This is a genomic window from Rhizobium sp. P2_G2, from assembly GCF_056403555.1.
In genome coordinates this window covers 24491-38504 of record NZ_JBFUFF010000070.1, presented here as the reverse complement: position 1 = coordinate 38504, position 14014 = coordinate 24491, and the positions used below count along the sequence as shown (strand labels likewise).

The window sequence follows — 14014 nt, the reverse complement described above, 5'->3', positions numbered from 1 at the left end:
GTCTTGGAGGCGGCATTCCATTCGACGTCGAGCACCGGCGGCAGGTTGATCGCCTGYTTCGGCACATTGCGGATGAACCAGTCGGCCTGTTCGTCGGCAGTCGAGCAGAAATAATAGAAGTGATAGGGAGCATAGGGCACGCCGGCCGTCGCGGCGCCGCGCCAGTTCTTCTCGAAATTGTCGTCGACCCGGTCCTTGCCCTCGGTCGCCTTGATGAAGACGAAGGAGACGCCCGAGGCGCGCGCTCTGGCGAAATTGATATCGCCCTGCCACTTCGACACGTCGATGCCGTGGATCGGATGATGCTGTGGAGCGCGGGAGCCGAAATCCTGCGGATCCTTGTCCTGAAAGCGCGGAGCTACCGACGCGGTCTGGAGGACATCATAGCTCGTGGTGCTGCAGGACGCCAAAGCCATAAGCAAAGGCAGGACAAGTGCTAGCCAGCGCATTGTTCCCCCGTGGATACGCAATGAACACCGCCCTCCGTCGCGATCCGGAATCCGCCGAACAGCAGGGCATGAACCCTGCTTGTCACATATCATCGTAAAAAATTGGTTAGTTTCAAGCGCAATATCGCCCTCGCGCCCGCCATGCACGCAGATTGTCGCAAAATGAAGGCGGATTTCGCGTCAGTTCCGGCGGATGACCGCGATCCAGGCATAATCACGGGCGTGCGAGTGAAATTCCAGCGTGAAGGGGCCACGTTCCGCAGCCATTCGCAGAACCGATTCCAGTTCGGCGCGTGGCGTGACGTGGAAACGCTTCAGCCAGCTTCTGAGACCGGAGCGGAACCATACGGGCAGTTTCCTCTGCTGGCCGAAATCGGCAATGTGCAGCGAGCCGCCAGGTTTCAGCGCGGAGAGCGCCGCCTCGATGGTTTTTTCCCATTCGGGGATCATCGACAACGCATAGGAGATCATGATGCGATCAAAGCCGCTGACGCCGAAATCGCTGGCCTGTACCTGGGCGGCATCGCCAAGCCTGAGAACCGGGTCGGCACGGCCGAGACCGGCGAGCGTCTTCTGCGCGCTGACGAGCATTTCGGAAGAAATGTCCAGGCCGTAGAGACGGATATCCGGATATAGTTTTGCCGCCAGAGCGAGGTTGCGGCCCGTGCCGCAGCCGACTTCAAGCAGGCTCTGGCGCGGGCGCATGTCGAGGCCGCGGATCATCTGGTCGCGGCCGAGCAGGTAATATTTGCGCGTCGCGTCATAGATATGCCGCTGGCGGCGATAGATCTGGTTCATCAGCTCCGAATGGCGGGAAGTCTCGCGTGCTGCCGATGCGCTCATGCTGTCCTCTCATAGATGTGGAAGCCGCCATAAATGGCCGAGCGATCTTCCTTGTTGAGGCTTTCGGAACGATCCTTGAGATAGGTCCATTGCGCGGCGATTGCCGGCGCCAGGCGATGGTCGACAATGCTCTTCTCTGCCGCCGTCCGGAAAATGACGCGGGCGCCGTCACGTGCCGTGCGGCTGATCTCGGCCCACAGCGCGTTGATCTGCTCGTCGTTCATCCAGTCCTGTGCGTCGAGCAGCACATAGCGGTCCATCGACTGAGCCGGCTTGGCCGCCAGCATGATGGTAAAATTGGCGTGATGGATGGCGACGCGGTCGAGATTGCCGCGGATCGCCTGGTAGTTGGCGGCTGCGAGATAGGGCGGCAACTTGCCTTCCTCGGGGCGCGGATAGCGGCGGGCGAAGGCCTGCCAGGCGAAATAGTTTTCATTGAGCGGGAAATGGCAGGCGAGCTTTTCCACCCGCTCGCGCAGCACGCCGGCCAGCGTCTTTTCGTCCGTCAGGCTGGCGAGCTCATCGAACTGGCGCGGCGGAATGCCGAGGCCGAAGAGCGAGCTTTTGCGCGCCGTGATCCAGCGCACCGCCTTGCGGTCGAAGACTGGCGCGATCTTGCGGTCGAAGAATTCGCGCTGTTCGGCAACGTTTTGCGCGCGCATCAATTCGCTCAGGTCGATGCCATAGAGGCGGGCGGCGATGTGGCTGGCGCCGATGAAACGGCCGAGCAGGCCGGTGCGATAGAAATTGCCGTTGAAGACGTCGATGCGGCGCTTGCCGTTCAGCCGCCGGCGCTCCCAATAGCGCCGCGTGATCGGATCGAGATGGTCGGCGATGAAATGATGATAGGCCTTGCTGTTGGATCGCTCGTTCGCAACGCCAAAGAAGCGCATCACGTCATGATGCGAGGGCAGATGGCGGAAGGCGGCAATCTTGAGCTTGTTGAGCGCGATATGACTGGCATTGAGGTCGACGACGTCGATCGATTCCGGGCCGGCGGCGAGATAGGTGAGCATGTTGCAGCCGCCGGAGGCGATCGTGGCGATACGGTGGTGGGGCTGAAGCTCCATGGCAGCCAGATCGACTTCGGGATCTTCCCAGATCTGCGGATAGACGAGGCCGGAGAACAGCATTCCGAAGACGCGCTCGGAAATGCCATCAAGACTGAGCGCCCGGTGTTGCAGCAAGGCACCCTTTAATCTGTGATCCAGCCCGAATTTCCGTACCCCGTTCAATTGCGGCATATCAGTGGTTCCTCTTCGATATGCCGGGAGCAATTATTGCAATTTCACTATGTTTTGATGACAGGAATTGTGCATAGCGGCAAAACATAAATGACAGAGGTCAATTTGCGGGCGGACTATTTGATATTTGGCCCGATCTGACGCAAAAACTGACCGCCCCCTCAAGGGAAAATTAACGGATGGTCGCTAGCGTGCCTCATATAGCAGGAGCGGCGAACATGATGTTGCGAACGTTGCTGCCGGGTCTTCCCCAGCGATATGCTTTCGCTGGCTCGGCAATCGGGGCATTATTGCCCATAGTTGGATTCACGACGGAAGCTCTTTCCCAAGGGCCGGCCTCCCGCGTCGTGGAAAATTTCGATGATCCCGTACACGCGTTGATTCTGACTGTGCCGGTTCTGGCCGGGCTTGTCTGCCATCGATTCGGCCAGACCAAAGCCGCTTTGACCAAAAGGCTCAGGGAGCGCGAAGAATCGGAGCGGCAGCTGATGCGGCTGTCGCTGCAGGACCGGTTGACCGGCCTGCCCAACCGGCGCGCACTGGAGCGGGAAGTCGCCCGTTTCATCGAGGTGCGCGGGCAGGGGGCATTCCGCCCGGCGCTCTTGCTTCTCGATCTCGATCGCTTCAAGCATGTCAACGATACGCTCGGCCATGATGCCGGCGACGAATTGCTGAAACTGTTCACAGGGCGGCTGCAGGCCTCGATCGGGCCGCTGCTCAGGCTCTTCCGGCTCGGTGGCGATGAATTCGTCGTCACCCTTGCCGGCGCGCCGCAGGACAGCGATGTCGAGCGGCTCTGCCGGGTGATCAAGGCGAGGGCCGACGAGCCGTTCGAGCTCAGTTCCGGCCGCACCGTCACCGGCGTGTCGATCGGCATCGCCTATCTCGAAGACGGTGACACATCGATGGGCGACGTGCTGAAGCGCGCCGATCTGGCCCTCTACATCGCCAAGGATATTCCCGGCTCGGCGCATGCTTTCCACACGGACGGCCTGGCGCAGCACATGCTCGATCAGATGCGCATCGAGCAGGAGATCGCCAGAGGCCTGAAGCAGGACGAGTTTTTTCTCGAATATCAACCGATCATGGCAGCGGTGGATGGCCGGTTCAGCGGTTTCGAAGCCCTGGTGCGCTGGCGGCATCCGTCGCGCGGCGTCATCGGTCCGGACGGTTTTCTTTCAGTGGCGCAGCGCTGCGGCCACATGACCGCCCTCGGCCGCTTCGTCGTGGCACAGGCGATCCGGGACGCCGCGCGATGGCCAGGCTCGGCCGGGGTGGCGGTCAATGTCACCGGCGACGAGTTCCGTGATCCGGGTTTCGTCGACCATATCCGCCGTTCGCTCAATGTCTCCGGGCTCGCGCCTTCACGGTTGACGATCGAGATCACCGAACAGGTATTCACCGCCGACATTCATGTGGTGCGCGGCTGCCTCGTCGAACTCCGCGACATGGGCGTGCATATCGCACTCGACGATTTCGGCATCGGCTTCTCGTCGATCAACCATCTCCGGGAATTTCCCGTCGATCAGCTCAAGGTCGATCGCTCGTTCACGCGCACGATCATGGATGGCGGGCGCGACGCGCAGATCGTCGACATCATCATGCGGCTCGGCAAGATTTTCGACGTCGCCGCCACTGTCGAGGGCGTGGAGACGCAACATCAAATGGACATGGCGCTGTCGCTCGGCGCCACCGCCATCCAAGGCTACCATATTTCGCGGCCAGTGCCTGCGGATACGGTTCATGCATTGATCAATTCCTCCGGCTTCGAGCCCCTGAAGCCGGCCCTTATGATCAGCGCCTGAACCGCAGTCGGAAGTTGGGGAAGAGCAGCCCCTTAGCTCTTCCCCAACGACCGTTTTCCTGATTTCTATCGGGAAATGGAGTAAACCGACGATCATGCGAATCATCGTCAAGATACTGAAGTGGCTGGCTCTGCTGGTCGTCGTGCTGGTTGTCGGCGCTGCCGGCTGGCTCTATTTCCTTCCGCCCGAGCTGCTCAGAGTCGGAACCGCCTATGCGGCCAAGATCGTCTGCTCGAACGTCTTCCTCGCCCATCGCGATCCCCGCCAGGTTTTTGCCGACGACGTCCAGGCGCCGGGGAATCCGTTGCTCAAATATGTGAAGATCGACAAAGGCAGCGACTATATCGGGGCGAACCTGTTCGGTTGGGTGGCGCCGCGCTATGCGGTCTACCGGGATGGATTGGGCTGCACAGTGGCGCCGGACAGCAATCTCGATGCTGTGCGCAAGGTTGCCTTTGCCAAACCGGTCGAGGTGGAGAAGGCGTCTGAATATGAATGGCCGCTCGGCGACGAAGTCAGCCTTGCCGGCAGCGATCCGGTCAAGGCGCTGATCACCGATCCAAAACTTGCCGGACCGGGCATGCGCGCCATCGTCGTGATCAAGAATGGCAGGCTGATTGCCGAGACCTATGCGCCCGGCTTCAGCGCCGACACGCCATTCCTGGGCTGGTCGATGACCAAGACGGTGACCGGTGCACTGGTCGCCACCATGGTCGGGCAGGGCAAGTTCAAATGGGACCAGGATCATCTCTTCTCCGACTGGAGCGACGACCGCGCCACGATCAAGCTCTCCGATCTGATGGCGATGCAGAGCGGCCTGCAGTTCAACGAGGATTACGGCAACGTCAGCGACGTGACGCGCATGCTGTTTCTCGAAACGGACGAGGCGAAGTTCGTTGAGACCCAGCCGCTGGTGGATAGACCGGGCACGAAATTCCACTATTCCACCGGCACCGGTGCGCTGCTGACGCGGCTTTGGATGAACGCAGTCCCAGACCCGCAGGAGGCGCTCGCCTATCCGCGCAAGGCGCTGTTCGGGCCGATCGGCATGCGCAGTGCGATCTTCGAGACCGATGCGGTCGGCACGTTCTCCGGCGGCTCGCTGCTCTATGCCACGGCGCGTGACTGGGGGCGTTTCGGCCTGCTGCTTGCCAACAAGGGCGACTGGAATGGCGTGCAGGTCCTGCCGCCCGATTTCGCCACCATGCTGACCACCGCGACACAGCAGTCGAACGGCAGATATACGCAGGCGCTCGCCTGGAAACTGCCTCCCGCGGGCGGCGGGTCGGATACCGTCAACACGCTGCCGGCCGATGCCTTCTGGCTGTCCGGCCATGACGGGCAATCGATCGCCGTCATTCCGTCGGAAGGACTCGTAGTGGTTCGGCTTGGTCTGACGCCGGGCCGGCTGGGCTACCGGCCACACGAGCTGGTGGCCAAAGTGATGGATGCAGCCCGCGCGCCGCTGCCGGCGGCACCGACTGATAATGTCGTGCCGAAGAACGATGCGCAGCCAGATGAGAGCACGGTCGAGCCGGATTGAGGATTGCGGTTGGTTGCTGTCTGCCCGAGGAGTTGATTGACCTGGGCGGCTATCTAAGTATTGGTCCGGGGCACGGACTTGAGCCCCTCATCTGCCGTCGCAGCCAAGGGTCAACCTGGCAATTGTGGCAAGGCGTTACCGCGGGTTTTCCCAGCCCCTTGTGGGAGAGGAAGCAAAATCATGATGTTAGGAAATGCGAAATGAATCGTGCTCTAGCGCGGCTGGTCAACGCATTTTCTAACGTCTTGATTTTGCAGGTGAGGGGCTAAGGTTCAGGCGCGAAATCGGACTTTCGCAGCGCCACCTGTTACCTTTTTCTTCAGCCAGTCAGCGTCCAGAGAAACTCGACCGTTCAGCCGGTCATTGCAGGTTGAGTTTTTCGAGAAGCTGCTTCTTCTTGGCCTGGTAATAATAGCCTGTGCGGTAGAGCCAATCGGCCTTGGTGGCGTTCTTGTCGGCGACGATCCAGGCGCCCTTGAGATATTTCACCGCATATTTGAGATTGGTCTCGGCGTCCAATAGACCGTTGGGCGAGCCGATGTAGCCCAGGCCCCTGGCGGTGTTGTAGCGAATCTGCATCAGGCCCCAATTGCCGGCATGCACAGCGCCGGGATTGTAATTGGTTTCGCGACGCACCACGTGATGCACAAGTGATTCCGGCACGTCGTAGAGCGCCGCATACTTGGAGATGAGCTGGTTGAGGTTGGTGTTGCGCGTCGAGCTGACGAAGGGCTCCTGAGCGTCCTTCTGCAGGCCTTCCTCGGTGAGCGCATTGACCGTAGAGGGTGTTGTGTCCGTCGTCTCGGTGGTCTGTTTGACATTGACGGAGGCAACGTCCGGGGCGTCGAAACCGTCCTGCATGACGATCGGGCCGAGCGAACGCGTCTTGACAACGGGCGCGGGGTTGGTGTCGAGGCCAACTGCCGTGTCGGCGGCATTGCTGTTCACGGCGGCCATGGTTTCGTTGACCGCGTTCGGATCGGCGGAAGCGACCTGCACGGCCTGCTGCAGCGCCGCGCTGGCATCGTTGGCCGGCTTCGGTGTCGGGATGGCATAGGCCATGGCGACAGTCTTGTCGGTGGCGAGGTCGACGGGCTGGATCGTCATCGGCATCGCATCAGGCGAAGCGAGCGCCGTCGTGTCGACCTGCTGCAACTGGGTGACCTGGGCGGTCTGAACGGTAACGGGTTTTTTGGCAGGCACCATGGCTACGCTGTGAGATGTGGTGCTGCAGGAAGCCGCCATGCAAACCGTTCCGGTGACCAGAGCAATTTGTGTGGCCAGCTTCAATTTTTTGGTCATTTTCCCGCCCGCTTTGTTAAGTTTGGCCCGCCCCGCGCGGGACCCCCGTTCACAAATCGTTACGCCCTGATACCTCATTAACTTTTGCCGGGCAACCCTGCCCGAGGCTCTCTGCTACCTTAAGGAATGGCCGATTCGGTGTTAATAAACCTGTAATGGTTGTTAACGGGGGTGGTTAAGAAAGCGGAATTACTGAAAAACAAGGTGTTAACGAACCGGCCCTGTTTTTGAGCCGGTTCGTAAAAAAGTTTCAGAGCGCGGCCCATTCCTGACCGACAAATGCCATCATTTCGCCAAACCAGGGCTGGTCGGTGTCGAAATGCTTGCCGCCTTCGATGCGCTCGAACTCGATCGTGCGCAGCTTGCCGCCCTGGTTCTCGTCATGGCCTGTGACGCCGGAGACTCGGTTGAGGGCGCTTTCGACCGCGAGGTCGACCATGCCCTGGATGAGTCGCAGGTCGTCCTTGTTGGCCGGTGCGGAGCGGGCGAAATAGCCCGACTTCTGCACCATCGAGCGCTCGGCGCCGATCTGCTGGCCAAGCTGCTTGGAGAACCAGTTGCCGACATTGATCGTGTCGATCTTCACATGGCCGAAGGCATCGCGCTTGATCTGCTCGCCGGCGGCCTCGCGTTCGGCGACGATGGCGTCGAGGCCCGCGCCTTCCGAGACGAAGATGGTGACGCAGCCTTCCTGCTCCATGACCTTCTTCAATCGCGCGCCTTCCTTCTCGTAATCGAAGCCGATCTCGGGAAGGTAGATGCCGTCGATGCTTTTGAGCTGGGCATTCATCATCAGCCCGTCGACATATTCGTTCTTGCGCGACTTCTGTATATAGGCGCGGGCGGTGGCCGCCGTCAGCCAGCCGCAATGCCGGCCCATGACTTCATGGACGACGAGCGATTTCGGCGCCGCCGTCTGTTCGTTTGAGACATTGTCGAAGAAATGCGCGCCGACTTCGGCGGCCGTCCAGGCGCCCAGCGATTGCCGAATCGGCACGATGTCGTTGTCGACCGTCTTCGGCAGGCCGACGACGGTGAGTTTGTAGCCGTTGGCGTCGAGATAGGCAGCGAGGTCGGCAGCCGTCGTGTTGGTGTCGTCGCCGCCGATCGTATGCAGGATGGTGATGCCGTCGCGGCTCAGCCGCTCGGCGGCGACTCTGAGCGGATTTTCGCCTTCCTTGACCAGGCCGCGTTTGACGCAGTCGGCGGCATTGGTGAGCTTGACGCGGCTGTTGCCGATCGGCGAGCCGCCTTGATAATGGAGCAGGCCGGCCTTTTCGCGCATCGCCGGCGTGATCGCAATGCTGTCGCCAAGGAGCACGCCCTGGTAGCCGGAACGATAGGCGACCAGTTCGACATCGGGCGCCACGTCGCTATAGCGCTGGATCAGTCCGCCGACGGCTGAAGACAGACACGGGGCCAACCCGCCTGCGGTCAGCAGCGCGGCTTTTTGTTTTGGCATATTTTCCTCCATGCGGGCAGTTTGCCCGGCCAATATGCGCATGTCTGGGGCACACTTAACAGTCTGTAAAGTGAAGAGATCGTGAAAAAATCAGCCTTGATGGCCGTCTTGCGGGACCGGGGGCTCGATGTGCCTAACATCCAGGTAACCTAGACTGGCGCAAGCAACTGGCGCTGAGTTGCTGTCAAGGAATGTTCGTGCTAGGTGCTACGCATCGGATTGAGTCCGAACTGGATATCTTAAGGGAGCTGAAAATGAAGAAAACTGTTGCTGCAGCCTTCGTCGCGTGCCTGACCGCCGCTTCGTTTGCCATGCCTGCCGCCGCTACTGTCGTTGTCAAGATCAAGCCGGCGCCGGTCAAGAAGGTCGTCATCATCAAGCCGGCCTGCCATTGGCGGACGGTCAAGGTCGTGACGAACCATAAGGTCGTCATCAAGAAGACCCGCGTCTGCAAGTAAGCCTCGGGTTTTTCCGGTTTCGACAGGCCCGCTTGCGGGCCTGTTTTCATATGGGAAACATTGCAAAAACTATATTTCCGCATAGGCGCGGATTACGAAAATTTCATGCTATCCTCAGCTTGCATTTCCGATGATTGTCGGTCCATGCTTTGATTGCAGGATTATGTTGATGCCAGGTGAGTTCATGTCCTTCTGGGAAAAACTGCTGGGTGCCGTTTCCGACGCTGCCACGAACACGCTGACATGCATCGTGGAGACGATTCGCACTGCCTTCGAGGGTGATCCCGAGACGCGCCGCCGCGTGGCCTTTTCGGTTGCCATGATCGCGCTGTCGGCCAAGATGGCAAAGGCGGATGGCGTCGTCACCGAAACCGAGGTCGCAGCTTTCCAGGAAGTGTTCGACTATCCCGCGGACGAGGCGCGCAATGTCGCCCGGCTCTATAATCTCGCCAAGCAGGACGTGGCGGGCTATCAGGCCTATGCCGAGAAACTTTCTGGCTTTTGCAGCTCCGGCCAGGCCAATTGCCCGATGCTGGAAAACGTCATCGACGGCCTTTTCCATATCGCCAAGGCCGATGGCGCCGTACATGAGAAGGAAATGGTCTTCCTGCAGGACGTGGCGCAGATCTTCCGCATTTCGGAAGAACATTTCGAGCGCATCACTGCCCGCCATGTGCATGTCGAGGGACGCGATCCCTATGTGGTGCTCGGCGTGTCGCGCAAGGATGATTTCCCGACGATCCGCAAGCGTTATCATGCTTTGGTGCGCGAGAACCATCCCGACCGGATGATGGCGCGCGGCCTGCCGGCCTCGTTCCAGGCCATCGCCAATGACCGCATGGCGCGCTTCAACGACGCCTTCGCCGCGATCGAGCGGGAATTCCGTCTCGCCGTCGCATGAACGCCTTCCAGCCGGACTTTGCCGGAGCCGAGGTTGCTCCGTCGCCGAACCATGGCGAGCGCCAGAACGCGCCTGCGCCTGACATGATCGTCCTCCACTATACCGGCATGCCGACAGCGGAGGCAGCGCTTCATTGGCTGACGGTGCCGGAAAGCCAGGTTTCCTCGCATTATTTTGTCTTCGAAGACGGGCATATCCTGCAACTCGTGCCAGAGAGCCGGCGCGCCTGGCATGCCGGAAACAGCTTCTGGAAGGGTGAGGCTGACAACAATTCGCGCTCAATCGGCATCGAGATCGCCAATGCCGGCCATCCGGGCGGCCTGCCGGATTTTCCGGATCCGCAGATCGAAGCCGTCATCGCACTCTGTCGTAATATCATCACCCGCCATGCGATCGCGCCGGAAATGGTGCTCGGTCATTCTGATATCGCCCCGATGCGCAAAGTCGATCCGGGCGAGAAATTCCCCTGGAACAGGCTGGCTGGGTCAGGCGTCGGGCATTATGTCGCACCCACGCCGATTGCTGGCGGTCGTTTCTTCCAGCGCGGCGATGGGGGGCCGCCCGTGGAGGCGCTACAGGCCATGCTGGCGCTCTATGGCTATGACGTGCCGGTGGGCGGTGAGTTCTGCGAGAAGACGGTCGGCGTCGTCGAGGCGTTCCAGCGGCATTTCCGGCCCGAGCGTGTCGACGGCGTGGCGGATGCCTCGACGATCGAGACGCTGCACCGGTTGCTCAAGGCGCTGCCAGGGGCCTGAAGCAATTCAACTTTTTATTGTCGGCCTCCGAGAATGCAGGTAGTGAGATGGCAATCTTGCACGCGTCTCTCTCTTCATCAATTTCGGACTCACGATGGCAATTATCGGCATTGATCTTGGTACGACGAATTCGCTTATCGGCGTGTTCGAGGACGGCAAACCCAATCTCATCCGCAATGCGCATGGCAGTTTCCTGACGCCTTCGGCCGTATCGATCGGTGCGGACGAGCAGATCCTCGTCGGTGCCGCGGCGCGGGAAATGGCACTGTCGAAGCCTGAAAACGCTGTCATGTCGTTCAAGCGCTGGATGGGCACCGACAAGGTCATCCAGCTCGGCCGCAAATCGTTCCGCGCCGAAGAGCTTTCCTCGCTGGTGCTGCGCTCGCTGGTCGCCGATTTCCAGGCTCATTACAATGAAACGGTGACCGAGGCGGTGATCTCCTGTCCGGCCTATTTCAACGACGTACAGCGCAAGGCTACGATCCATGCGGCGCAGCTTGCCGGTCTCAAGGTCGAGCGACTGATCACCGAACCGACCGCAGCGGTGCTGGCCTATGGGCTCGAGACCCATGACGAAGGCCAATTCCTGGTCTTCGACTTGGGCGGCGGTACGTTCGACGTCTCGATCATGCATAAATATGACGGCGTGTTTGAAATCCGCGCCTCTGCGGGCGACAATTTTCTCGGTGGCGACGATTTCACCAATGCGCTGGGGCAGCTCCTCTGCCGCAAATCCAACATCGATCTGCACGCGCTCTCCGGTGTCGAATTGGCGAGGCTGGTTCGCGGTGCCGATGTCGTGAAGCTCGAACTCTCGTCGCACGCGTCCACGGACTATCGCATCGAACTGAAGAGTGGGCGGCTCGAAGGCACCGTCACGCGCGACGAGTTCGAGCTCGAATGCGCAGATCTGTTTCGGCGGCTGCGTCAGCCGCTCGAGCGAGCGCTGCGTGATTCGACGATCGCGCCGTCCGATCTCGATGCCATTGTGCTTGTCGGCGGTGCGACCCGCATGCCGGCAATCCGCCAGATGATTGTACGGCTCTTCGGCAAGCTGCCCTTCGTCAATATCAATCCGGATGAGGTGGTGGCGCATGGTGCTGTCATCCAGTCGGCGCTCAAGGCGCGGCATGCGGCGGTCGAAGACGTGCTGCTCACCGATGTCTGTCCTTTCACGCTTGGCATCGGCATTGTGCGACGGAGACCCGATGGCCGCCACGAAGAGGTCGTCTCGCCAATCATCCAGCGCAATGCCACGGTGCCGATCAGCCGCGTGGAAAGCTACGTGACGATAGAAGACAACCAGTCAAGGATCGATCTGCGTGTTTTCCAGGGCGAGAATCTCAAGCCCGAGCACAACATCATGATCGGCCGCCTGAAAGTAGAGGTGCCGCCCAAGCCAGCCCACCAGGAATCGGTCAATGTTCGTTTCACCTATGACCTCAACGGCGCGCTTGAAGTCGAAGCGACGGTGAACTCCACACGGCAGATCTATAAAGCAGTGTTCGCCAACAGTTCAGGTCTCAGCGACGCCGATTTGGCTGCACGCTTTGCCAAGCTCTCCGCAATCAAGCTTGCGCCGCGCGACCAACACGAGAATCGCGAACTGATCGCGCGTGCCGAACGGCTCTATGCCGAGGTGCTGGACGCCGACCGGGATGCGATCGCCAATGGACTCTTGCACTTCAATGCGGCCATCGACGATCAGCGCATTCGCGATATCGATCGAGTGCGGCAGGAATTCCGGCAGTTCCTCGACAAGTTCGTCTTCACCCGGAGCTGATGGCCCTTATGACGACAGGCTATCCCTGGTCGGTCCTTGGCATCGCGCCGACCGATGACGCAAAAGCGGTCCGCAGGGCCTATGCGCTGAAACTGCGCGAGACGCGCCCCGACGAGGACCCCGCCGGATTTCAGAAATTGGTCGAGGCGCGTGACGCAGCGCTTGCCGGGCATGCCGCTTTCAGTGCTTTTGATGATGCGAGCATCGTGGTTGCGCAAAGCACCGAACGAGAGACGGCTGCGGCTGCATTCGAGACTACGACATTGGAGAATGAAGCCAGCATCTCCGATGCCGTATTGGAAAAGGACAGCGCACCCCCGGTAGGCGAAGGAGCCGCGGATGTGGCGCTGGCGAAGTTGTCGCAAAGCCTTCAAGCCATAGACACCAAATCCTCCGCGTCGGACCTGCGCATTCAGTGGAAGCGCGCGTTCGCGGCGTTCGACGACGTTCCCCTCGAATGCGATGGGCTTGCCATGCATTGGCTGCTGCATCGGCTGGTCAGTGATATGCGAGCGGCAATTCCTGAAATGCGGTCTGTCACCGACATGACCAATGCAGAGGTCGCGAGATTTCGAAACGGTCCATTCAACGTCTATGTCGACATTGTCAGGGATTTCGATGCGCATTTCCGGCTCGCGCAACATGACATGGTCGTGTTCGATTTCCTGGCGCAGGAAGACGGTTTCTATTTGATCGAGGCATTTTCATTTGCGCTGCGGCAACCGAGCGACGGCGGCGAAAAGGTTAAGCCATCCAAGGTTCCCTTCATCCCGGAATCCTATCTGAAAGCGGGTTTTGCGGCAGATGCGTTCATGCTGCAATATTATCGAAATAGCGTGACGCAGGGTCGCTGCGAATCGTCCTTTTCCATACAGATAGCCTTGTTCTCTCTGCCCTTTGCTCTCTATTTCCGGCTTTCCCGCCTGTCTGCCGCGCTTTGCGGTATCGCCGCGGTCATGGTGGCATTTCTAAATTCGACGAACGAACAAGTCAGGCAGTTTCTGCCGCTGGTGATCCTGATTTATTGTGCTGTTTCGCTTGCTGTCGGCGCTCAGTGGCGCGGCTTGCGGGTGGGCGCGCTCAGTGCGCGCATCGATCGATTCGTGGCGAAGGGGCTTAGCTATGATGAGATCGTCGGGCGACTGAAGAAATGGAGCGGACGTGACGTCACCGTCCTGAAACTCGGCAGGTTTGCCGCGGTCTTGCTCTGGGCTGCCGTCGTATTCGGTCGGAACACGTTTTACGGCGGGCGTGAATAAGGGGTGTGGAGATGGATTATCCGTGGTCGGTTCTAGGTATCGCTCCAACCGGTGACGAGAAGGCGATCCGAAAGGCCTATGCGATAAGGCTGCGGGAAACGCGGCCGGATGAAGACCCTGCCGGATTTCAGGCCTTGCTCCAAGCCCGTGATCATGCACTGCGCGTGCGCTTGCAACTCGTTGACACGGCGGGGGAAAGCGAAGCGCTGG

At 60.1% G+C, this 14014-nt stretch carries 12 protein-coding genes; 7 read left to right on the top strand and 5 right to left on the bottom strand.

Going from position 1 to position 14014, the window contains the following annotated elements; translation table 11 throughout:
• From AC1D06_RS31010 to AC1D06_RS31000, 3 genes are all read right to left on the bottom strand, one after another.
• On the bottom strand, nucleotides 1-449 hold a 449-nt coding region (locus tag AC1D06_RS31010; protein ID WP_477989772.1), incomplete at its 3' end, for a GH25 family lysozyme.
• Nucleotides 450-629: 180 nt separating this feature from the next.
• Nucleotides 630-1292: a class I SAM-dependent methyltransferase gene (locus tag AC1D06_RS31005; RefSeq protein WP_477989771.1), complete on the bottom strand. Its 663-nt coding sequence runs from the start codon at nucleotides 1290-1292 to the stop codon at nucleotides 630-632.
• A complete protein-coding gene (locus AC1D06_RS31000; protein WP_477989770.1) occupies nucleotides 1289-2536 on the bottom strand; it encodes a BtaA family protein in 1248 nt (415 codons plus the stop codon). The genes AC1D06_RS31005 and AC1D06_RS31000 overlap by 4 nt, the downstream gene beginning before the upstream one ends.
• Before the next feature lie 347 nt (nucleotides 2537-2883).
• On the opposite strand from AC1D06_RS31000, the gene AC1D06_RS30995 reads away from it, so the two are divergent.
• Complete coding sequence (locus AC1D06_RS30995; protein ID WP_477989769.1) at nucleotides 2884-4341, top strand: putative bifunctional diguanylate cyclase/phosphodiesterase; 1458 nt, start codon at nucleotides 2884-2886, stop codon at nucleotides 4339-4341.
• A gap of 94 nt (nucleotides 4342-4435) precedes the next feature.
• The gene (locus tag AC1D06_RS30990) at nucleotides 4436-5884 is read left to right on the top strand and encodes a serine hydrolase domain-containing protein (RefSeq protein ID WP_477989768.1); all 1449 of its coding nucleotides are present in this window, start codon (nucleotides 4436-4438) and stop codon (nucleotides 5882-5884) included.
• Nucleotides 5885-6244: 360 nt separating this feature from the next.
• On the opposite strand, the gene AC1D06_RS30985 is transcribed toward AC1D06_RS30990, so the two are convergent.
• Complete coding sequence (locus AC1D06_RS30985; protein ID WP_477989767.1) at nucleotides 6245-7090, bottom strand: transglycosylase SLT domain-containing protein; 846 nt, start codon at nucleotides 7088-7090, stop codon at nucleotides 6245-6247.
• 346 nt (nucleotides 7091-7436) lie between these two features.
• The gene (locus AC1D06_RS30980) at nucleotides 7437-8648 is read right to left on the bottom strand and encodes a pyrophosphate--fructose-6-phosphate 1-phosphotransferase (protein ID WP_477989766.1); all 1212 of its coding nucleotides are present in this window, start codon (nucleotides 8646-8648) and stop codon (nucleotides 7437-7439) included.
• Between the two features lie 254 nt (nucleotides 8649-8902).
• Here AC1D06_RS30980 and AC1D06_RS30975 point away from each other — a divergent pair, with 254 nt between their 5' ends.
• From AC1D06_RS30975 to AC1D06_RS30955, 5 genes are all read left to right on the top strand, one after another.
• Nucleotides 8903-9106 carry a hypothetical protein gene (locus AC1D06_RS30975; RefSeq protein WP_477877883.1) on the top strand — a complete coding sequence of 68 codons (204 nt, stop codon included), beginning with the start codon at nucleotides 8903-8905 and terminating at the stop codon, nucleotides 9104-9106.
• 184 nt (nucleotides 9107-9290) lie between these two features.
• Nucleotides 9291-10007 carry a TerB family tellurite resistance protein gene (locus tag AC1D06_RS30970; protein WP_477989774.1) on the top strand — a complete coding sequence of 239 codons (717 nt, stop codon included), beginning with the start codon at nucleotides 9291-9293 and terminating at the stop codon, nucleotides 10005-10007.
• Nucleotides 10004-10762: an N-acetylmuramoyl-L-alanine amidase gene (locus AC1D06_RS30965; protein WP_477989765.1), complete on the top strand. Its 759-nt coding sequence runs from the start codon at nucleotides 10004-10006 to the stop codon at nucleotides 10760-10762. Before AC1D06_RS30970 ends, AC1D06_RS30965 begins: the two co-directional genes overlap by 4 nt.
• Nucleotides 10763-10856: 94 nt before the next feature.
• Nucleotides 10857-12545 (top strand): Hsp70 family protein, encoded by a 1689-nt coding sequence (locus tag AC1D06_RS30960; RefSeq protein WP_477989764.1) that lies wholly within the window; start codon nucleotides 10857-10859, stop codon nucleotides 12543-12545.
• Between the two features lie 137 nt (nucleotides 12546-12682).
• Nucleotides 12683-13804, top strand: coding sequence for a hypothetical protein (locus AC1D06_RS30955; RefSeq protein WP_477989763.1), 1122 nt, complete (start codon nucleotides 12683-12685; stop codon nucleotides 13802-13804).
• The last annotated feature ends 210 nt before the right edge of the window (nucleotides 13805-14014 follow it).

Coding starts and splice junctions, on each gene's coding strand:
- AC1D06_RS31005 (WP_477989771.1), bottom strand. CDS start 1,292: ATGAGCGCATCGGCAGCACGCGAGACTTCCCGCCATTCGGAGCTGATG.
- AC1D06_RS31000 (WP_477989770.1), bottom strand. CDS start 2,536: ATGCCGCAATTGAACGGGGTACGGAAATTCGGGCTGGATCACAGATTA.
- AC1D06_RS30990 (WP_477989768.1), top strand. CDS start 4,436: ATGCGAATCATCGTCAAGATACTGAAGTGGCTGGCTCTGCTGGTCGTC.
- AC1D06_RS30985 (WP_477989767.1), bottom strand. CDS start 7,090: ATGGTGCCTGCCAAAAAACCCGTTACCGTTCAGACCGCCCAGGTCACC.
- AC1D06_RS30980 (WP_477989766.1), bottom strand. CDS start 8,648: ATGCCAAAACAAAAAGCCGCGCTGCTGACCGCAGGCGGGTTGGCCCCG.
- AC1D06_RS30975 (WP_477877883.1), top strand. CDS start 8,903: ATGAAGAAAACTGTTGCTGCAGCCTTCGTCGCGTGCCTGACCGCCGCT.
- AC1D06_RS30970 (WP_477989774.1), top strand. CDS start 9,291: ATGTCCTTCTGGGAAAAACTGCTGGGTGCCGTTTCCGACGCTGCCACG.
- AC1D06_RS30965 (WP_477989765.1), top strand. CDS start 10,004: ATGAACGCCTTCCAGCCGGACTTTGCCGGAGCCGAGGTTGCTCCGTCG.
- AC1D06_RS30960 (WP_477989764.1), top strand. CDS start 10,857: ATGGCAATTATCGGCATTGATCTTGGTACGACGAATTCGCTTATCGGC.